Below are 18,107 nucleotides of genomic sequence, written 5' to 3' on the forward strand. Positions count from 1 at the left end.
ATGGAATCAGTACCTGCCCAATGCGCTCTGCTCCGGCGGTCTGGAAGTCGTGCCGTTTCTGGTCGCGGCCGGTCGATGATGAATCGGTCGTGCTGGCACCGCTTCAATGTAGGGTGTCGTCGGCTGCTACGCCGGTAGTGGCTCACGAGACACGCTAACGCCCCTAACCTGAAAGCCGTGATGAACTCCTGCCATCCCTGCGGTGGTCCTTGCGCTCCCACGATATTGCTCGAAAGCCCGGTCGTTTCAGGTACCTGAGAAGATCAGCGTATGCAAGAGTAGCGATGGATGCAAAACGGCGGTTCGCGGACGAGCAGGCCTTGAGGCTCATATCGATGAGGAAGCCTAACAGCCCGACAACCTGAAGTGCTCGGAGATGAATGAGGCGGGATATGATAACGTGAGAGCACTTCGCAGATTTTTCTGAAGAAACGGAGGCTCATGTGCTGGAATGGCTGCAACGTCGACTCGGACTGCAGACCATACCGGGGGTGTTTTTTACCTCGGCGGGGATAGCCGCACTTTTCATCGCGCTGGCGATCCCATTTGACCAAGTCGTTGCCGAAAGTTTCGGGCTGCTCACCGGTTGGGTCGCTCGTAACCTGGGCTGGTTCTACATCCTCGCCGTGAGCGTTCTGTTGATCTTCCTGCTCGTGCTGGCGATCAGCCGCTATGGCAACATCCGGCTGGGAGCGGACGACAGCCGCCCCGATTATTCCAACCTGACCTGGTTCACCATGCTGTTTGCCGCCGGCATCGGCACCATTCTGATGTTCTGGGGCGTTGCAGAACCGGTTTCCCATTTCGCCCACCCGCCTTTCGACAACGTACAGCCGGGTTCGGAGCGAGCGGCCAGCGATGCCATGACCATAGCGCTGTACCATTTTGGCCTGCACACTTGGACGATCTTTGCCATGCCGGGATTGGCGATCGGTTACTTTGCCTACCGGCATGATCTTCCCATGCGCATTAGCAGTCTGTTCTACCCAATCCTCGGAGAAAGGGCCTTTGGCCCTTGGGGCTGGGCCATCGACGTGATTGCTGTACTTGGCACTCTGTTTGGTGTGGCAACCTCGCTGGGGCTCGGTACGCTGCAATTGAACAGTGGCCTGAACTATCTGTTTGGCGTGCCTTCCACCGCCCTGATCCAGGTCGGCTTGATTGCCGTCATTACCGGCATCGCCGCCACTTCGGTAGCGCTGGGGCTAGACAAGGGAGTGCGCCGCCTGTCCCAGGTCAATATTGTACTGGCCATGGTCTTGCTGGCTTTCGTTTTCACCGTAGGGCCAACCGTATTCATTGCCGAGGGAATGGTCCAGAGCGTGGGCGATTACTTCGACAAGTTGCCGTGGCTGGCTTTCTGGACCGAGACCTTCAAAGAAACCGACTGGCAGCGGCAGTGGACCCTGTTTTACTGGGCATGGACCATCTCCTGGGCGCCTTATGTGGGAATTTTCATTGCCCGAATTTCTCGGGGGCGAACCATCCGCGAGTTTGTGGCCGGTGTCTTGTTTGCGCCCACGGCTTTCACTCTGGTCTGGTTCGGCATCTTCGGTCTCTCGGCCATCCAGGTGGAGATGAACGGCCAGATATCCCTTGCCGAACAGGTTCAGCAAGATCCCTCGGTGGCCATTTTCGCCTTCCTGGAAGCTTTCCCGCTAGCGGATATCGCATCTGCGTTGAGCGTCGTCATCATCGTTATTTTCTTTACCACATCATCCGATTCGGCCTCCTTGGTGATCGATATGTTGACGCGGCGCGAAGATCAACCATCGTTGGTGCGCCAGCGTATTTTTTGGGCTGTTGCTCAAGGGGTAATTGCTGCGACACTGCTATTGGCCGGCGGACTGGACGCCTTGCAAAATGTGATCACCTCCCTTGGTCTACCTTTTTGCTTCCTTCTGGTCTTCATGGCAATAGCTCTTTTCAGAGCGCTACGAGCGGATTATCGCGGCTTCAGTGTCGATGAATTGGTCCAGGGTAGAGCCTTCCCCGAAGTGGAGGGCACTTCCAACGCTAAACAGGAGACCGATAATGTATCAGAAACTGTTGGTCGCCATTGACCCGGAAGACGATGGCGAGGGCAAGTGTGCCATAGCAGCTGCCATGGAGCTGCTGACCGAGGATGGGGAGCTTCACCTGGCCAGCGTTTACAATCCGGGCGGCGGTGGATTTTTCCCGCACGTGACGGAAGAAGCGCCAGAGCAGAAAGAAGCGGAGGTTCGGAAAAAACTGGATCTGTTCGTTCGCAAGTATTTGCCTTTGGACCGAAATGCGAGCTTACACGTGGTAGCAGGAAGCGCTGGCGAAAAGCTGGTGGGCCTCGCGGCCCAGCTCTCTGCCGATCTGATGATCCTGGTATCCCGCGGCAGCAGCGGCCACTGGCCCCTGCGCCGTGCCACTGTGGAGTATGTTTCCGTCAATGCGCCATGTCGGGTACTGGTGTTGCCTTCATCGGAACGAGCCGACTCTCAGACTGCAGAAGAAGAGGATAAATAGTCGAATACGCTGACGGAGAAACACGGCCCGGATGCCGGCATGGCAAGGCCTGCCACTGTCGCGCTTAGACGTTCGCCCTCTCATGTCCGCTCGCTTGGCCCCGGCAGTATGCAGTTTCTTGTAGCTATCGATCAGGCGCTGGTGCCTCGAAAGAGCGACACTAACTCACTGGAAACGTGAATGTTTGCCCATCCGCTGGGATCAGCAACCTATCCTGAAGATTTTCGCGCTGACAACGGCAGGCCAAGTCGTTACGGCTAACCGGGCAATGATCCAGAGCCTCCAGGTGATTGGCGACAACGATCCCCGAGCTGAGATGACTGGCAGCTATGACGTCCTCTTCACCCATGATGATTTCACCGCCTAGATCAAACCGGGCTCCACCGGCAGGTAATATCGAGACATCCGGCTGGCGTTGCGTTAAGCAGTTCTTGACGTCCTCGGTCAGGACACTTCCACGCCTGCTTGAACGCAACACACCCTTTCAGGAGCTACCTGAACTGATACAAAAAGCCCCCTTTTTACGAGACGTGTTTCATTGGGTTGAGAAAACTCCGTACACCCACCTAAAGACTGCCTCACTCGCCAAGCACCTGCACATCACCCAGCGCACTCTCAGCAGAAAAATTGTCACCACCACCGGCTATAACAGTGCGCAACTCATGCGATTGATAAAACTCAATCAGATAAGCGAGCTATTGATAAGCACCAACAAGCCGGTATATCGCATCAGTGACGAAATGGGTTTCGCCGATGACACGAGTCTGCGCCGCAGCTTCAAGCGGATAACGAATATGACACCAGGAGAGTATCGGCGGTCCTTCGCTTGAAGAGGCTGGTTTCAGTTAGTCGTTGAGGACGAGGTGCGCGGAAACGCCCTCCCCGTCGAGACCACCGGGCCGGGCGCTGACGGCGAGAGCGTAGGAAGGGAGAGTTACGAGGTGGCGATACCGGCCCTGGCAGCGCGGGCGGCGTGCAGCTTCCGGTAGCTATCGATCAGGCGCTGATGCCTTTCCAGTCCTTCCAGTTTCATGCTGGTCGGAGTCAGGCCATGGAAGCGGACCTCGCCTTGCACTGAGCCCACCACGGCGTCCATGGTTTGCACACCGAACAGACGCTCGAGGTTGTCGCGGTAATCGGAAAGCTCGAGCTCGTCGTCCAGGGCGATCTCCAGCACCGCCTGAACCGCCTGATAGAACAGGCCCCGCTCGACGGTGTTGTCGTTGTACTGCAGGAAGGCCTCGACTCGCTCAAGGGCTTCCTCGTGCCGTTGCAGCGCCAGGTCGATCAGCAGCTTCAGCTCGAGGATGGTCAGTTGCCCCCATACGGTGTTCTCGTCGAACTCGATGCCGATCAGGGTGATGATGTCCATCTGCTCGTCGAGCGGGCTCTCCTCGAGGCGCTCGAGCAGGTCGGCCAGCTGCCGATCGTCCAGGGCGTGAACGTTCAGGATGTCCTCGCGGAACAACAGCGCCATGTTGGTGTTGTCCCAGACCAGATCCTCCACGGGGTAGACCTCGGAATAGCCCGGCACCAGGATGCGACATACCGGCGCGCCCAGGTCCTCGAAAACGGCCATGTAGGCTTCGTGACCCAGCGCCTCGAGAATGCCGAACAGGCTGGCGGCCTCTTCCTCCGTACTGCTGGAACCGCTGCCGGAGAAATCCCACTCGCAGAAGTCGTAATCGGCACGGGCGCTGAAGAAGCGCCAGGAGACCACCCCCGAAGAATCGATGAAGTGCTCGACGAAGTTGTTGGGCTCGGTAACGGCCAGCGAGTTGAAGGTAGGCGCCGGAAAGTCGTTCAGCCCCTCGAAGCTGCGCCCCTGCAGCAACTCGGTCAGGCTGCGCTCCAACGCCACCTCGAAGCTCGGATGCGCACCGAAGGAGGCGAATACGCCGCCGGTCCTGGGATTCATCAGGGTCACGCACATCACCGGGAACTGACCGCCCAGAGAGGCATCCTTGACCAGCACGGGAAAGCCCTGGGCCTCCAGCGCCTCGATGCCCGCCAGAATGTCGGGGTACTTCTCGAGAACCTTCCGGGGAACGTCCGGTAGGGCGAGCTCCTCCTCGATGATCTGCTTCTTCACCGCCCGCTCGAATATCTCGGAAAGGCACTGTACCTGGGCTTCCGGCAGCGTGTTGCCGGCGCTCATGCCGTTGCTGAGATAGAGGTTCTCGATCAGATTGGAGGGAAAGTAGACCGTCTCGCCGTCCGACTGGCGCACGAAAGGCAACGAGACGATGCCGCGTTTCATCTTGCCGGAGTTGGTGTCGATCAGATGCGAGCCGCGCAGCTCGCCCTCCGGATCGAAGATCGCCCGGCAGTGCTCGTCCAGGATGCCCGCCGGCAGCGCGTCGCCCGGCCCGGGCTGAAACCATTCCTCGTTGGGATAGTGGACGAAGGCGCTATTCGCGATCTCCTCGCCGAAGAACTGATCGTTGTAGAAGAAGTTGCAGCTCAGCCGCTCGATGAACTCGCCCAGCGCCGAGCACAGCGCGCTCTCCTTGGTGGCACCCTTGCCGTTGGTGAAGCACATCGGCGAGGCGGCGTCGCGAATGTGCAGCGACCACACGTGCGGCACGATATTGCGCCATGAGGCGATCTCGATCTTCATGCCGAGGTCGGCCAGGATGCCCGTCATGTTGGCGATGGTCTGCTCCAGCGGCAGATCCTTGCCCTCGATCCAGGTACCCTCGCCGCGCTCGGCCCCCTGGGGCACGCCCGTCAGCATGGCCTGGGCGTCCTCGTCGATGTTCTCCACCGCCTCGACCTGGAACTCGGGGCCGGTCTGCACCACCTTCTTCACCGTGCAGCGGTCGATGGAGCGCAGGATGCCTTGGCGGTCCTTGTCGGAAAGATCTGCCGGCAGCTCGACCTGGATCTTGAAGATCTGCTGATAGCGGTTCTCCGGGTCGACGATGTTGTTCTGCGACAGCCGGATGTTCTCGGTGGGGATGTTCCGCGCGTTGCAGTACACCTTGACGAAGTAGGCCGCACACATGGCCGACGACGCCAGGAAATAGTCGAACGGGCCGGGGGCCGAGCCGTCGCCCTTGTAGCGGATGGGCTGGTCGGAGATGACCGTGAAGTCGTCGAACTTGGCCTCCAGGCGGAGGTTGTCGAGATAGTTGACCTTGATTTCCATGGGGCACCGGAGGTTTTGCGTGGGCAGCACGAGGCGGCAAACCCGCCATTATCCAGTTTTCGACGCGCCTCGTCTTGGGCGGCGGCAAAAAATCCGCCGGGGCACGCGCTACATGCCGTACTCGCGCTCCACCTTGGCGATGCGCACCCGAAAATCGGCATACCAGCGCTCGTGTCCCAACCGCTGGGCCTCGCGGTGCTCGGCGTGCCGCTTCCAGTTCTTGATGGCTTCCAGACTCTCCCAGTAGGAGACGGTGATGCCCAGCCCCTCGCGGGCGGACTCGATGCCGAGAAAGCCGGGCTGCGAGGCGGCCAGCGCCACCATGCGCTCGGCCATGGCACCGTAGCCGTGATCGCCTTCGGTGCGATGGCTGCTGAAGATCACGGCGTAGTAAGGCGGTTCAGGGGTATTGGCGATATCGGACATGGGTGAGCCCCGGGATTGCGTTGGCCGATGGAGATGGGTGACGGCTACTCAGCCTCCTTGTACACCAGCAGCTCTCCCTTGCCGACGGGAACCAGCGACATGGTGAGCGCTTCGTTCGCTTCGATCCAGGCGACGAAGTCGCGGATTTCCCGTTCGTGGGAGATGGCGTTGTCGCAGACCAGCAGCCCACCGGCTTTCAACCGCGCGAACAGCCTATCGGCCAGGGGAAGATACAGGGACCTATCCGCGTCGAGGAAAATGACATCGACCGTCTCGGGTACGGCGGACAGCGCTTGCCTGACATCGCCTACCAGTTGCGTCACGCGAGAGGCCATGCCCGCCCTTTCGATGTTGTCGCGGGCCTCCCTGGCCTTGGCCTCCTGGTGCTCGATGGTATGGACCTGGCCCTCGTCCGGCACGGCCGAGGCCAGCCACAGCGTGGAATACCCATTGGAGGTGCCGATTTCGAGAGCCGTTGTGGCGCCGACCGCCTTGACCAGCAGCGCCAGGAACTCACCGGTATCGCGCGTGATGTTCAGGTATCGCTTGTCTTTCTGCGTTTGAACGGCGTCGTTCCGGCTTCCCAGTGCTTCGAGTTCCGACAGCAGGTTTTCGAGAATCGAGTCGGAGGCTTGCATCGTTCTTGCGTCCCTGTGTTCCGTGACCGTGTCCTTCCCTGGCCCGTTGCCGGAGCCTGGATGTTTCAGACTATGCCAAGCCGTGCACCTCTGCAAAGCCCGGCAGCTCAGGGCAATTTCGTGCAATACCGCCGCAGCTTCGCCGGCCAGACTCGAGCCACCGCTTGCCCTTACCGGAGAATGACGATGAGCCTTGCCATGATCCTACCGATGTCGGCCTTTGCCCTTGCGGCCTCCATTTCACCAGGCCCCGTGAACCTGGTGTGCCTGAGCAGCGGCACCCGCTACCCCATCGCACGGGGGCTGATCTTCGTCACCGGAGCCACCCTGGGCTTCGTCGCGCTGTTCATTGCCGTGGGCCTGGGACTCTATTCGCTGCTGATCGTGGTGCCGGGCCTGGAAATCGCCCTGCGCTGGGCCGGAGTGGCGTTTCTGCTCTACCTGAGTTTGCGCCTGTTCCGCGACGATGGCCGCCTGCCGGAGAACGAGACCCAGCGAGCGCCGGGGTTCATGACCGGCGCGCTGATGCAGTGGCTCAATCCCAAAGCGTGGCTGGCCTCGGCATCGGGTATCGGCGCCTACGCCGGTGGCGATGTCGGGTTGGTGTGGCTGTTCGCCGCCCTCTATCTGCCCATCTGCTGGCTGTCGTTGGGCAGTTGGGTCTATGCCGGAGCCTTCCTGCGCCGCCATGTGCAGCGCCCCGGTGTCCTGGTTGCCATCAACCGGACCCTGGCGGTGCTGCTCGCCGCCAGCTGCGTCTATCTACTGCTCGGGTAGCGGGCGGCGGTACTGGTCCGGCGTGGCAGCCACCAGCCGCTTGAAAGTGCGCTGGAAGTGCGGCTGGTCGCTGAAGCCGGCATTCAGCGCCGCTTCGGCGATGGGCCTGCCGCGCTTGAGCTCGCGCTGGCCCAACTGAATGCGGCGATTGATCAGGTAGGCATGGGGCGTGAGGCCGAAGTGCTGCTTGAAAGCGCGGATGAGGTGGCCAGAGCTGTAGCCGGAGCGCTGGCACAGGTCATCCAGAGAGACCTCCTGCGCAGCGTGTTCGTCGAGATAGGCGGCCAGCTCGCGGAGGATGGCCGGAGGCAGCGACTGCGGCCAGGCCGGCTGACCGGCCAGATGATGCATCAGCGCCGAGAGGTACTCGACCGCCTCGCTCTGCTTGTCCAGCAGGTCGCGCTGCGGATCCAGCAGGGCGTCGGTCATCGCCACATAGCCGGCGTACCACTCGGGCTCGGCGACCACCGCGGTGGGAATGTCCTGCCAGTGCGGCGCTTCGATCAACCCCGCCGCATGGCGCAGCCGAGTCAGCCAGTCGGCATCCACATAGAGCATGCGGTAGGCCCAGGGCTCGTCGTCGATGGGGTTGCAGGCGTGTACCCACTCCGGGTTCATCAGCACCAGGCTGCCGGCGTGGATGCGATAGCGCGCTTCCCGGTAGTGGAAGGTGCTTTCTCCGGCCGTCACGGCGCCCAGCGACCACTGCTCATGACTGTGGGGCGCATAGCACACCTTGCGGCCGTCCTCGACCCGACGCAGCTCCAGATGGGGCAGGCGGGGATCGCGCCAGAAGCGGGGTAAGCTGGCATCGTTCATCGGCACTTTCCTGTTAGGGCACGCCGCCGGTCACTCCAACGGCATCGCTCCAGCGTAGCGCACCCCGCTGAGCAGAGCCATGTCGCGGTTCCAGGTGGCCAGGTCGTCCGGGTTGAAGCCGGCCAGGCTATCGTGACCGCAGGCGCGAGCCATCATTTGCATGAGCGCCGTCGACGACCGCAGGAAAGTGTCGAGCTGTTTGGCCGACTTGTCGACATCCAGGCGCTGGCGCAGGTCCTGCCGCTGAGTGGCGATGCCCGCGGGGCAGTTGTTGGTGTTGCAGATGCGGGCCGCCACGCAGCCGATGGACTGCATAGCACTGTTGGCGATGGCCACGCCATCGGCCCCGAGCGCCAGCGCCTTGACGAAGTCGATGGGCAACCGCAGTCCGCCGGTGACGATCAGGGTGACGCGCCCGCTGGCACCCTGGGCATCCAGGTAGCGCCGGGCGCGCGCCAGCGCCGGAATGGTGGGTACGCTGATATGGTCGCGGAACATCGTCGGGGCCGCCCCAGTGGCGCCGCCGCGGCCATCCAGGATCAGGTAGTCGGCACCGGCGTCCAGAGCGAACTGAATGTCGCGCTCGATATGATTGGCACTGAGCTTGAAGCCCACCGGGATGCCGCCGCTGACCTCGCGAACGCGATCGGCGAAGCGGCGAAAGTCCGCCACACTATGCAGGTCCTCGAAGGTGGCCGGCGATTCGGCGGGCTCACCCTCGGTCAGGCCGCGTACCTGGGCGATCTTGCCGACGTTCTTGCTACCCGGCAGAAAGCCGCCGGTGCCGGTCTTGGCACCCTGGCCGCCCTTGAAGTGGAAGGCCTGCACCTTCTCGAGCAGCGTTTCCTCGTAGCCGAACTTGGCGCTGGCCAGCTCGTAGAAGTAACGGGAGTTCTCCTGCTGTTCTTCCGGCAGCATGCCGCCCTCGCCCGAGCAGATGCCGGTACCGGCCTTCTCGGCACCGCGGGCCAGGGCGATCTTGGCCTCTTCGGAGAGCGCGCCGAAGCTCATGTCGGAAACCAGCAGCGGCATGTCGAGGGTCAGCGGTCTCTTGGCCTCGGGACCGACCACCAGCCGGGTGGCCACCTCGGCATCGTCGAGCAGCGGCTGGGTAGCCAGTTGGGCCACCATCAGTTGTAGGTCGTCCCACTCCGGCAGGGTGTGGCGCGGCACCCCCATGGCAGCGATGGGGCCGTGGCGTCCCACTCCCTCCAGGCCTTCCCGGGCCAGTTGGTGGATGAATTCCACCGTGGGCTCTTCCTCACTGCTCTTGGCCTTGGGTGCCTGGTTCTCGCCTTCGTCGGCTTCCGGCTCGGGCGCCTCCTGGCCCACCTGCTCCTTGCCGAACTGCTTGTGCGTACCGTCGCAGAAAGGGGCGTCGCCAGTCTGCTTGCACTGGCAGAGAAAGGCGTCGCCATCCTCCTCGGCCACGAACGTCTTGGGGGCGAACCCCGTCCCCTGATGGGAGCCGTCGCAGAAGGGTTGGTCGTTCGAACGGCCGCACACGCAGAAGGCATACTCCTTGCCTCGCTTCAGCGTGACCTTCCTGGGCTTGTTGTCGGCGATGACCGGCTGGCTCATGGGCTGGCTCCTGGTCCGAGAAAACGACAGCGTTTTCGTCAGTCTGGGATAGGAGCTCACTCGCTTCCAACTATTACGGCGATAGCCGTCAACGCTGGATCCTTCTCCTCTGCCATTCCGCGACGACCCACCGCGCCCCAGGCGAGCGCATCGCAGCGTGCGACTCACCGTAGCAATTGAGCGGGTCGCCCTGTCTCAGGCAAGATGGAACCGAGCAATGCAAGCAGGAATCGATGAGCCACGGCATACCGCTGGAGGAGCCCTATGCAACCGCTGAGCTACTACTACTACAACGTGCTGGAAGGTTTGGAAAAACCGAGCGACGTGCCGTTGGACCACCTGCAGGAGGGCTATGACATCCTGTACCGGCATGGCGGACGCATCGAGATCGATCTGCTGCGCAAGGCCGAGGAAGGCGACGCCAAGGGCGAGCCCTACCACTGGTACGAAGCGCTCGACACCGAGCAGCGGGAAAAACTGCACAAGGCACTCGATGACCGCGACCCCGCCAAGATTCTCAAACTCATGCAGCGCAACGGCTATAGCGGCGTGTTGTATCACCATGCCAGAGAACACTTTCAGGAGGATTCTGGAGCCGCCTGAACGTCACGCTCCCACCGTCAAGCAAAGGGCCTGCGAGATTGCAGGCCCTTTTTGCGGTGGCATGCGTTCAGGACGTCACGGCGTCTCACCCTCGACCCATTCCTGACCACTATCACCGCTTTTCTCTGGAGCTGTTGCATCATCACTGGCGTACTTGATCCAGGTCTTGCCCAGGTGGTTGCGCAGCTCCTGGCCGATACGCTCGGCATCACGTGCTTCCAGTGCGGCCATGATGGCCTCGTGCTCCGCCATGGCAACGGACCACTTGTCGTTCTTCTGGTTGGAAAGATATCGCACCCGATACAGCTGACGGCTCAGGTTGGCATGGATTTCGATCAGCGAGGCATTGCCCGACAACGAGACGATCCGGTTGTGAATCTCCTGGTTGAGCCTGAAGTAATTCTGCCGATCGCGGCGCAGAAAGGCGGCTTTCATCTCATAGTGCAACGCTTGCAGTTCGGCGATGTCGTCATCGGTTGCCTTTTCGCAGGCCAGTTCCGCCGCCCCTTGCTCCAGGACGCTCAGCACGTAAGCCTTTTCTTTCATGTCTGCAGGGCTGACGTCGGCAACCACGGCACCACGGTGCGGCGATATCACCACCAGCCCCTCGGTAGCCAGGATCTTGAGAGCTTCGCGCATGGGAGTGCGCGATACCTGAAGCTCCTGGGCGAGGGTGCGCTCGGGAAGCCGCTGCCCTGGCTGAAAGTGATCCATCACGATGTGCTCGCGCAGGTAGTTGGCAACTTTCTCTACAAGCCCTGCACGACTCGTCTGTTCCGCGACTTGCATCTGATTCATCGGATTGAGCCCTCCGTATCATAGAAGAATGGCATACCAGAAATATCCTTTCAAATGCCTAACCTCTCCGAATCCTGCTAGAAACTATTTACTTTGCAGACACTTGAGCCCAAGCATGATCATGATGCGACCAAAGTCTCAGCCCCGCGACATTGACCCCCAAAATGGCATACCACTACATTGCTTCCTAACGATCACTGGCCCACCACCTGGATGACCCTTGAAGGCTCCCAGGAGTGACGCCCGACTCATACCGGGGACAGCTAGCACACATGAACTATTTGCAACACTTTGATTCTGAAAGAGTTATCGAAACCTGCGTGGCAGGTGCCGGCGATTTCGGACGCGGTATTCTGCGCCAGGCTCGCCAAATGCGCGCCCTGTCCGCACGCATCGCAATCGACGTGAACCCCGAGACGGCGGCTGAAGCGCTACGCTTGTCGGGCGTACCCAATGAGCAAATTACGGTATGCCATTCTACTAACGATGCCCAGAAAGCCTGGAATTCGGGCCACTACCTCGCTGCGGACAGCCTGAAAACCGTCAAGGAGCTCCCGTTCGACATTCTGGTCGAATCAACTGGCATACCAAACATTGGCGCTCATCATGCCGAAACCGCGATTCTCGCCGGCAAACACGTCGGTATCGCGACCAAGGAGACCGAGTCAGTCGTTGGCCCCTACCTGACGCGACTGGCCGAGCAGCATGATCGGCTGTTTACCCCGCTCGACGGCGACCAGCCCAGCCTGCTGATCGGACTGGTGACCTGGGCGCAGACTCTAGGCTTCGAGATCGTGGCTGCCGGTAAAAGCAGCGAGTATGACTTCATCTGGGACGAGGCCGACGGTGCCGTCTGGTGCAACGGCAGCCGTTACTCGGCCCAGGCACTGGCCTCCCTGTGGACACTGCCCCATGAGAAAGAGCGCGACACTGTCCAGGCCCGCAGTGAGGTGCTGGCAGCCATCCCCCAGATATCCGTCCCGGATCTCTGCGAGATGACCAACGTGGCCAACGCCACCGGCCTGGTGCCCGACACTGCCGAGTTTCATGCCATGGTCTTGCGGACCCATGAGGTTCCAAGCCTGCTCGATCTGCAGGAGTTCGGGGGGGTCCTTCAGGGCACCGGACGACTGGAAGTCTTCAATTGTCTGCGTCGACCCGATGAAGTCAGCTTCGCGGGAGGGGTATTCGTCATCGTCCGCTGCGAAGACCCTGAGGCCTGGGAACTGCTGCACGGCAAAGGGCATGTGCTGAGCCGTAGCGGCAAAGCCGCGATGGTATACCTCCCTCGCCACCTGCTGGGTCTGGAAGCCCCGATCTCGCTACTGGATGCGGTGCATAAAGGCTTGCCTTCCGGGGGCGGTCCCGCCACCGAGCCGCATGTCGACCTGATCGCCCGTACCACGCAGGCCTTCACGCCCGGCCAGCGTCTCGAGATGAAGGGGCATCATCGCCACATCGAAGGACTACGACCGGAAGTCCACCCCGCGGCTCCGTTGTCGAGCGCGTCCCCGGTGCCCTTTTACCTCCTCCCGGACGCCAAAATCGTCCGTCACGTAACCGCCGGCCAGCCGATCACCCTGGCGGATATCACCCTGTCCGACTCGCATCTGCATCGACTGCGCCAGGCTCAGGACACGCTGTTCTTCCCTGACAGGCCGTCATTCACGCAACAAAAGGAGTCCTCCCCCACGCCAACTTCCTGACCGGAAGCTCATTCACCCATCCATGAACACCGTCATAACAACCATCACAGGAGCATGTCATGTTCAAGAAGCATTTTCTCGTCGCCGCCAGCTCTCTCGGCCTGACCTTGATGGGTAGCACCACCGCCGCGATTGCCAGCAGCGATGCTGCGGCCGACTTCCCTTCCAAGCCCCTGCAGTTCCTGGTGGCTGCCGGTGCAGGCGGAGGAACCGACAACTTCACGCGTACCGTGAAGCCGATGCTGGAAGAAGTGCTGGGCGTCCAGTCCACCGTGATCAACCTGCCATCGGCCTCCGGCGCTCTGGCCCACCAGCGTACTGCCAACAGCGAGCCAGATGGCCACACGCTCGACTTCGCCTCCTCGACCCTGGTGACCTCCCTCGCGGCAGGCCAGAATCCGACCGGTCTCGACGAACTGACGCCAGTGGCCCGGATGCAGTCGGACGTCATGACGCTGATTGTCGATCCCGACAAATATCCTGATTTCGAGTCCTTCATGGCTCACGCCGAGGAGAACCCCGGCGAGGTCATCATTGGCGGCACCCACGCGGCCAGCCCGGATCGCATGGCCTTCCTGTCCTTCCGCGATGCCTCTGGACTCGACATCAACTTCATTCCCTACGATGAAGAAGGCAGTGTCTCGGCCAACGTGATGGGGGGTAACATCGACGGTATGTTCGGCGAGATCAGCTCGATTCTCAGCTACATGGAATCGGGCGACATGATGCCGATCCTGGTGTTCGCCGAGGAGCGCCTGGGTAACTTCCCGGACATTCCCACCACCGTGGAGAACGGTTGGAACCTGACCGACGGCAACGAACGTGGCGTGTTCGTCAATGCCGAAACGCCCGACGAGATCGTGGCCAAACTCGAGTCTGCCTTCAAAGAGGTCTATGACTCCGATGCCTATCAGGAGTACGCAGAGCGGGTAAACCTCCATTACCGTGAAGGCTGGCTGGGCAGCGACGCCTACGGCCAGAAGCTGGAGGAGAACCTCGATCTCTACAAGCGCCTCCTCGAGCAGAATTGAGGCCCTGCCCCTCCCGAGCGAGTGGATCGTGGCTGGCCCGCCGGGCCAGCCACGGCCCAACCAGACACCCTTAGTGCCGCCGCCCGCTTCCCGCGGATAGCACACCTCACGACCGGGCTCGACCATGCAAGCCAAGGTAACGCTTTTCGCCATTGCCATCCTGCTGCTCGCGCTGGTGGCACTCGTTCCCACGCTGCAGCTTCCCAGTGCCGAAGAGGTTTCGACATTCATCGGCCCACGGCTCTGGCCGCTGAGTCTGCTTGTCACCTTGCTTGTGCTGGGTGGTTTCCTGCTTGTGACGACGTGGCGCAATACCCACCGAAGCCGGACCAAGAAAACTGAAGAAGACGAATCCGCGCCACCACGCCGCTTCTCCCTGGCGGCGACCCGTCACTGGTGGATCATGGCCGCAACTCTAGCCTACACACTGCTGATGCAAGCGGTCGGCTTCCTCCCGGCGACCGTCGTTTTCACCGTGTTCGGCACCTGGCTGTTGGGGGCGCGCCACTGGGTTGCCATCCTGGCCACCGTGGCCATTGCCGTCGTGCTCATTCAGGGCGTCTTCGCATTCCTACTGGGAATTCCGCTGCCTTGACCTGAGGGATTGATGATGTTCGAGAGTTTCCTGAGCGGGTTGGCAGTGGTTCTCCAACCCATGAACCTGTTGATTTTGACGTCGGCCGTCTTCATCGGCTTCATAGGCGGTGCGCTGCCCGGCATCAGTGGTGTCATCCTGGTCGTGATCCTGCTGCCGGTCACGTATGGCATGGACCCAACCGCCGCTTTCATGCTGCTCACTGCCATCTACGGCTCGACGGTCTTTTCCGGCCTGATCACCGCCATCCTCTATCGCGCCCCTGGCACGCCGGAAGCGGTAATGACCGCCTTCGACGGCTACCCCATGACACAACAGGGGCAGGCCGGGAAAGCGTTGGGCATCGGTGTGCTGAGTTCGGCCATCGGCGGCCTGGTGGGAACCGTTGCGCTGATCATCTTCACTCCCCTGCTCGCCTCGGTGGCCCTCAAGTTCTCCTCGCCCGAGTACTTCGCCCTGGCGATCCTGGGGCTCACCGTGGTGGCATCGCTGGGTGGTCGACTGATATTCGGCCTCATCGGCGCCACTCTCGGACTGCTGATCGCGAGCGTCGGCATCGACCCCCTCACCGGCACCAGCCGCTACACCTTCGGGAGTCTGCACCTGGCCGAAGGCGTCGGCCTGATCCCGGTCATCGTGGGGCTGTTCGCGGTCTCCGAAGTCATGAAGCGAGCCCTGGGCCAGGAGACCCATCAGCCGCTCAAGAAGGTCAGCGTGAAGATCTTCGACATGCCCATCTTGCGACGGATCGGTATCACGCTTTCCCGGTCGTCCCTGCTCGGGGTCATCATCGGCATCTTGCCCGGCATCGGCGCCAGCACGGCCGCCATGGTCAGCTACAGTGAGACGGTTCGTTGGTCCAAGCACCCCGAGCAGTTCGGCAAGGGGGCACCGGAAGGCATCGCCGCCCCGGAAGCCGCCAACAACGCGGCTGCCATGGGAGCACTGGTCCCGCTGTTCGCGCTGGGCATTCCCGGAAGCGGTACCACGGCCATCATTCTGGGTGCCTTCATCATGCATGGCCTGCAACCGGGCCCCATGTTCATGATGACCAGCAGCGACCTGATCTATGCGGTGTTCGCCGGCCTGTTCATCGTCAACTTCATGATCCTGCTTTTCTCGAAGCCTTTCATCGCGCTGTTCACCCGACTGCTCAACATCCCCTACTCGGCTCTGGGTCCCATCATCGTCATGTGCTGCATCGTGGGTACCTACTCGGTACGCAACTCAATGTTCGACGTCTGGTTGATGCTGGGCTTCGGCGTGCTCGGCTTCCTGCTCGAAAAAATCCGGTTCCCGCTGGTGTCGATCATTCTCGGGCTGGTCCTCGGCCCCATCGCTGAGAGCGAACTGCGGCGTTCACTGGCCATGTCCCAGGGCGACCTCGGCATCTTTTTCACGCGTCCCATCAGCGCCACCCTGATTGCGATCTCATGCCTGCTGCTGATAGCAGCCATCATCGTGCCCCTGCGCAAGCGCTGGCGCATCAAGGCGGCAACGACCTAACACTGACTAGCGGAGACATTCATGACATTAGTGCTGGGTGCCATTGCCGACGACTTCACCGGCGCCACGGATCTCGCCAACAATCTGGTGCGTGCTGGCATGCGCTGCGTGCAGGTCATCGGCGTGCCGGAGGCCGATCTGCCCCTCGATGAGGTCGATGCAGTGATCGTGGCCCTGAAGTCTCGCTCCATTCCGGCGGAGCACGCGGCGGCCGGCAACATCGGCCCGGTTGCCGACGCCCTGCTGGAACGGCTGGACGCGAAGCAAACGGTGATGGTGCCGGCCTTTCCGCTCAACGGGCGCACCGTCTACCAAGGCCACCTCTTCGTCGGCGACCGACTGCTCAATGACAGTGGCATGCAACACCATCCGCTCACACCCATGACGGATGCCGACTTGGTGCGGGTGCTGGGCCGCCAGACCCCGCATGGAGTGGGGCTGGCCGCCCGACCGATGCTGGCCCAGGGGGCCGCGGCGACCCGCTCACATCTGGAGGCGCTGGCCGGCCAGGGGGTGCGCCACGTGATCTGCGACACGCTGGACGAGGATGACCTTCGGGTGCTGGCAGAAGCCGTGGTGGACCACTCGCTGGTTACCGGGGGATCAGGGCTCGGGCAGGCACTACCCGCGCAGTACCGCCACCGTGGCTGGCTGGCCGACGTGGCAGAACCGGGGCGACTCTCCCCAGCCACCGGCAGCGCCCTCGTGCTCTCGGGGAGCTGCTCGCGGGCCACGCTGAGCCAAGTGGCCCACTTCCTCGAACGCCACTCTCCCCGGGGCTTCGCCCTGGATCCCCTGAAACTCGCCGAGAGCGAGACTCACCTGGCCCAGGCGCTGGCCTTCGCCCGCCAGGCACTCGCCGACTGCGGCCCGGTGCTGATCTACGCCTCCGCCGATCCCGAGCGAGTCCAAATCACCCAGTCGGCCTTGGGAGTCGAACGCGCTGGCGAGTTGGTGGAGCATGCCTTGGGCGAACTGGCGCGGACGCTCGTTGACGAGGGCGTGGGGCGCCTGCTGGTCGCCGGGGGAGAAAGCTCCGGAGCGGTGGTCTCGGCGCTGGGCATCCGCCAGCTGCGCATTGGCGACCAGATCGACCCCGGCGTACCCTGGACTCAGGCACCGCTGCCGGGCCGAAAGGCACTGCTGTCCCTGGCCCTCAAGTCAGGCAACTTCGGTGGCCCGGACTTCTTTACCCACGCCTTCGAGGTGCTGCCATGAGCGATCAAGCCATCAGTGCACTGCGCGAGCAGATAGCCACCTTGGGCGAGTCGCTGTTCGATCGTGGCCTGACCATGGGGTCCAGCGGCAACATCAGCGTGCGACTCGCTGACGGCGGCTGGCTGATGACGCCCACCAATGCCTGCCTGGGCCGCCTCGACCCGGCGCGCATCTCGCGTCTGGATGAGTGCGGCCAACTCATCGACGGCGACAAGCCCACCAAGGAGCACTTCCTGCATACGGCGATGTACCAGGAGCGCCCCCAGTCCGGCGCCATCGTGCACCTGCACTCCACCCACTCGGTGGCGGTTTCCTGCCTGCCAGGCATCGATCACTGCGACTGCATCCCGCCGCTCACCGCTTACTACGTGATGCGCGTGGGCCGGCTGCCGCTGGTGCCCTATCACGTGCCCGGCGATCCCGCCTTGGGCGATGCCGTCCGCGGCCTGGCCGGTCGCCACAGCGCCGTGCTACTGGCCAACCATGGCCCGGTGGTGGCCGGCAAAAGCCTCGAGGCCGCAGTCTACGCCACCGAGGAATTGGAGGAGACCGCCAAGCTGTTCTTGATGCTGCAAGGCAAGAACCCGCGCACGTTGACCCCCGAGCAGGTCGCCGAACTCGAGGCTCGCTTTCCCCGGGATTGAACGTCTCTCGGAGCTCGGTTCCGATGAATCGGTAGCGAGGCGTGAAAACACTACCCCCACCGAGCTCCGAATCGTCCCGTATCGGCAACACCGATATGGCACTGCCGGTCCGGCG

General features: G+C 62.1%; 17 protein-coding genes. 11 read left to right on the plus strand and 6 right to left on the minus strand.

Annotation, left to right across the window (positions count from 1 at the left end):
- Positions 1 to 443: 443 nt before the first annotated feature.
- The 3 genes from GFD32_RS10245 (at position 444) to GFD32_RS10255 (ending at position 3,329) form a co-directional block, all read left to right on the plus strand.
- A complete protein-coding gene (locus GFD32_RS10245) occupies positions 444 to 2,063 on the plus strand; it encodes a BCCT family transporter (RefSeq protein WP_163576451.1) in 1,620 nt (539 codons plus the stop codon).
- The gene (locus tag GFD32_RS10250; RefSeq protein WP_163576452.1) at positions 2,035 to 2,499 is read left to right on the plus strand and encodes a universal stress protein; all 465 of its coding nucleotides are present in this window, start codon (positions 2,035 to 2,037) and stop codon (positions 2,497 to 2,499) included. Before GFD32_RS10245 ends, GFD32_RS10250 begins: the two co-directional genes overlap by 29 nt.
- Before the next feature lie 347 nt (positions 2,500 to 2,846).
- Positions 2,847 to 3,329 carry a helix-turn-helix domain-containing protein gene (locus GFD32_RS10255; protein WP_163576453.1) on the plus strand — a complete coding sequence of 161 codons (483 nt, stop codon included), beginning with the start codon at positions 2,847 to 2,849 and terminating at the stop codon, positions 3,327 to 3,329.
- 104 nt (positions 3,330 to 3,433) lie between these two features.
- Here the strand turns inward: GFD32_RS10255 and GFD32_RS10260 are convergent, their stop codons facing one another.
- The 3 genes from GFD32_RS10260 to GFD32_RS10270 form a co-directional block, all read right to left on the minus strand.
- Positions 3,434 to 5,650, minus strand: coding sequence for an OsmC domain/YcaO domain-containing protein (locus GFD32_RS10260; protein ID WP_163576454.1), 2,217 nt, complete (start codon positions 5,648 to 5,650; stop codon positions 3,434 to 3,436).
- Positions 5,651 to 5,758: 108 nt separating this feature from the next.
- A complete protein-coding gene (locus GFD32_RS10265; RefSeq protein ID WP_089682524.1) occupies positions 5,759 to 6,076 on the minus strand; it encodes an antibiotic biosynthesis monooxygenase family protein in 318 nt (105 codons plus the stop codon).
- A 44-nt stretch (positions 6,077 to 6,120) separates the two neighbouring features.
- Entirely contained in the window at positions 6,121 to 6,714 is a 594-nt protein-coding gene (locus GFD32_RS10270; protein WP_163576455.1) for an O-methyltransferase, read from the minus strand.
- A gap of 186 nt (positions 6,715 to 6,900) precedes the next feature.
- Between GFD32_RS10270 and GFD32_RS10275 the strand changes: the two genes are divergently transcribed.
- The gene (locus tag GFD32_RS10275) at positions 6,901 to 7,491 is read left to right on the plus strand and encodes a LysE family translocator (protein WP_089682519.1); all 591 of its coding nucleotides are present in this window, start codon (positions 6,901 to 6,903) and stop codon (positions 7,489 to 7,491) included.
- Here GFD32_RS10275 and GFD32_RS10280 read toward each other — a convergent pair.
- The gene (locus tag GFD32_RS10280) at positions 7,477 to 8,310 is read right to left on the minus strand and encodes an AraC family transcriptional regulator (RefSeq protein WP_163576456.1); all 834 of its coding nucleotides are present in this window, start codon (positions 8,308 to 8,310) and stop codon (positions 7,477 to 7,479) included. The genes GFD32_RS10275 and GFD32_RS10280 overlap by 15 nt on opposite strands.
- A gap of 30 nt (positions 8,311 to 8,340) precedes the next feature.
- The gene (locus GFD32_RS10285) at positions 8,341 to 9,891 is read right to left on the minus strand and encodes a glutamate synthase-related protein (RefSeq protein ID WP_163576457.1); all 1,551 of its coding nucleotides are present in this window, start codon (positions 9,889 to 9,891) and stop codon (positions 8,341 to 8,343) included.
- 264 nt (positions 9,892 to 10,155) lie between these two features.
- Between GFD32_RS10285 and GFD32_RS10290 the strand changes: the two genes are divergently transcribed.
- A complete protein-coding gene (locus GFD32_RS10290) occupies positions 10,156 to 10,494 on the plus strand; it encodes a hypothetical protein (RefSeq protein ID WP_089682514.1) in 339 nt (112 codons plus the stop codon).
- Positions 10,495 to 10,569: 75 nt separating this feature from the next.
- Here the strand turns inward: GFD32_RS10290 and GFD32_RS10295 are convergent, their stop codons facing one another.
- Positions 10,570 to 11,292: a GntR family transcriptional regulator gene (locus tag GFD32_RS10295; RefSeq protein ID WP_240455601.1), complete on the minus strand. Its 723-nt coding sequence runs from the start codon at positions 11,290 to 11,292 to the stop codon at positions 10,570 to 10,572.
- Positions 11,293 to 11,564: 272 nt separating this feature from the next.
- Between GFD32_RS10295 and GFD32_RS10300 the strand changes: the two genes are divergently transcribed.
- The 6 genes from GFD32_RS10300 to otnC all read left to right on the plus strand — a co-directional run bounded on the left by GFD32_RS10300 (position 11,565) and on the right by otnC (position 17,992).
- A complete protein-coding gene (locus GFD32_RS10300; protein ID WP_163576458.1) occupies positions 11,565 to 12,998 on the plus strand; it encodes an NAD(P)H-dependent oxidoreductase in 1,434 nt (477 codons plus the stop codon).
- 59 nt (positions 12,999 to 13,057) lie between these two features.
- On the plus strand, positions 13,058 to 14,029 hold the full coding sequence (locus GFD32_RS10305) for a Bug family tripartite tricarboxylate transporter substrate binding protein (RefSeq protein ID WP_163576459.1): 972 nt from the start codon (positions 13,058 to 13,060) through the stop codon (positions 14,027 to 14,029).
- Between the two features lie 124 nt (positions 14,030 to 14,153).
- Positions 14,154 to 14,624, plus strand: a complete 471-nt coding sequence (locus GFD32_RS10310; protein WP_163576460.1) for a tripartite tricarboxylate transporter TctB family protein — start codon at positions 14,154 to 14,156, stop codon at positions 14,622 to 14,624.
- 60 nt (positions 14,625 to 14,684) lie between these two features.
- Positions 14,685 to 16,130 carry a tripartite tricarboxylate transporter permease gene (locus tag GFD32_RS10315; RefSeq protein ID WP_240455602.1) on the plus strand — a complete coding sequence of 482 codons (1,446 nt, stop codon included), beginning with the start codon at positions 14,685 to 14,687 and terminating at the stop codon, positions 16,128 to 16,130.
- Positions 16,131 to 16,151: 21 nt separating this feature from the next.
- Positions 16,152 to 17,348 (plus strand): 3-oxo-tetronate kinase, encoded by a 1,197-nt coding sequence (otnK, locus tag GFD32_RS10320; protein WP_163576461.1) that lies wholly within the window; start codon positions 16,152 to 16,154, stop codon positions 17,346 to 17,348.
- Positions 17,345 to 17,992 (plus strand): 3-oxo-tetronate 4-phosphate decarboxylase, encoded by a 648-nt coding sequence (gene otnC / locus GFD32_RS10325; RefSeq protein WP_163576462.1) that lies wholly within the window; start codon positions 17,345 to 17,347, stop codon positions 17,990 to 17,992. The genes otnK and otnC overlap by 4 nt, the downstream gene beginning before the upstream one ends.
- The last annotated feature ends 115 nt before the right edge of the window (positions 17,993 to 18,107 follow it).

This window comes from Halomonas faecis, from assembly GCF_010993975.1.
Lineage (GTDB): Bacteria > Pseudomonadota > Gammaproteobacteria > Pseudomonadales > Halomonadaceae > Halomonas > Halomonas faecis.

Coding starts and splice junctions, on each gene's coding strand:
- GFD32_RS10250 (WP_163576452.1), top strand. CDS start 2,035: ATGTATCAGAAACTGTTGGTCGCCATTGACCCGGAAGACGATGGCGAG.
- GFD32_RS10255 (WP_163576453.1), top strand. CDS start 2,847: ATGATGATTTCACCGCCTAGATCAAACCGGGCTCCACCGGCAGGTAAT.
- GFD32_RS10260 (WP_163576454.1), bottom strand. CDS start 5,650: ATGGAAATCAAGGTCAACTATCTCGACAACCTCCGCCTGGAGGCCAAG.
- GFD32_RS10265 (WP_089682524.1), bottom strand. CDS start 6,076: ATGTCCGATATCGCCAATACCCCTGAACCGCCTTACTACGCCGTGATC.
- GFD32_RS10270 (WP_163576455.1), bottom strand. CDS start 6,714: ATGCAAGCCTCCGACTCGATTCTCGAAAACCTGCTGTCGGAACTCGAA.
- GFD32_RS10275 (WP_089682519.1), top strand. CDS start 6,901: ATGAGCCTTGCCATGATCCTACCGATGTCGGCCTTTGCCCTTGCGGCC.
- GFD32_RS10280 (WP_163576456.1), bottom strand. CDS start 8,310: ATGAACGATGCCAGCTTACCCCGCTTCTGGCGCGATCCCCGCCTGCCC.
- GFD32_RS10285 (WP_163576457.1), bottom strand. CDS start 9,891: ATGAGCCAGCCGGTCATCGCCGACAACAAGCCCAGGAAGGTCACGCTG.
- GFD32_RS10290 (WP_089682514.1), top strand. CDS start 10,156: ATGCAACCGCTGAGCTACTACTACTACAACGTGCTGGAAGGTTTGGAA.
- GFD32_RS10295 (WP_240455601.1), bottom strand. CDS start 11,292: ATGAATCAGATGCAAGTCGCGGAACAGACGAGTCGTGCAGGGCTTGTA.
- GFD32_RS10300 (WP_163576458.1), top strand. CDS start 11,565: ATGAACTATTTGCAACACTTTGATTCTGAAAGAGTTATCGAAACCTGC.
- GFD32_RS10305 (WP_163576459.1), top strand. CDS start 13,058: ATGTTCAAGAAGCATTTTCTCGTCGCCGCCAGCTCTCTCGGCCTGACC.
- GFD32_RS10310 (WP_163576460.1), top strand. CDS start 14,154: ATGCAAGCCAAGGTAACGCTTTTCGCCATTGCCATCCTGCTGCTCGCG.
- GFD32_RS10315 (WP_240455602.1), top strand. CDS start 14,685: ATGAACCTGTTGATTTTGACGTCGGCCGTCTTCATCGGCTTCATAGGC.
- otnK (WP_163576461.1), top strand. CDS start 16,152: ATGACATTAGTGCTGGGTGCCATTGCCGACGACTTCACCGGCGCCACG.
- otnC (WP_163576462.1), top strand. CDS start 17,345: ATGAGCGATCAAGCCATCAGTGCACTGCGCGAGCAGATAGCCACCTTG.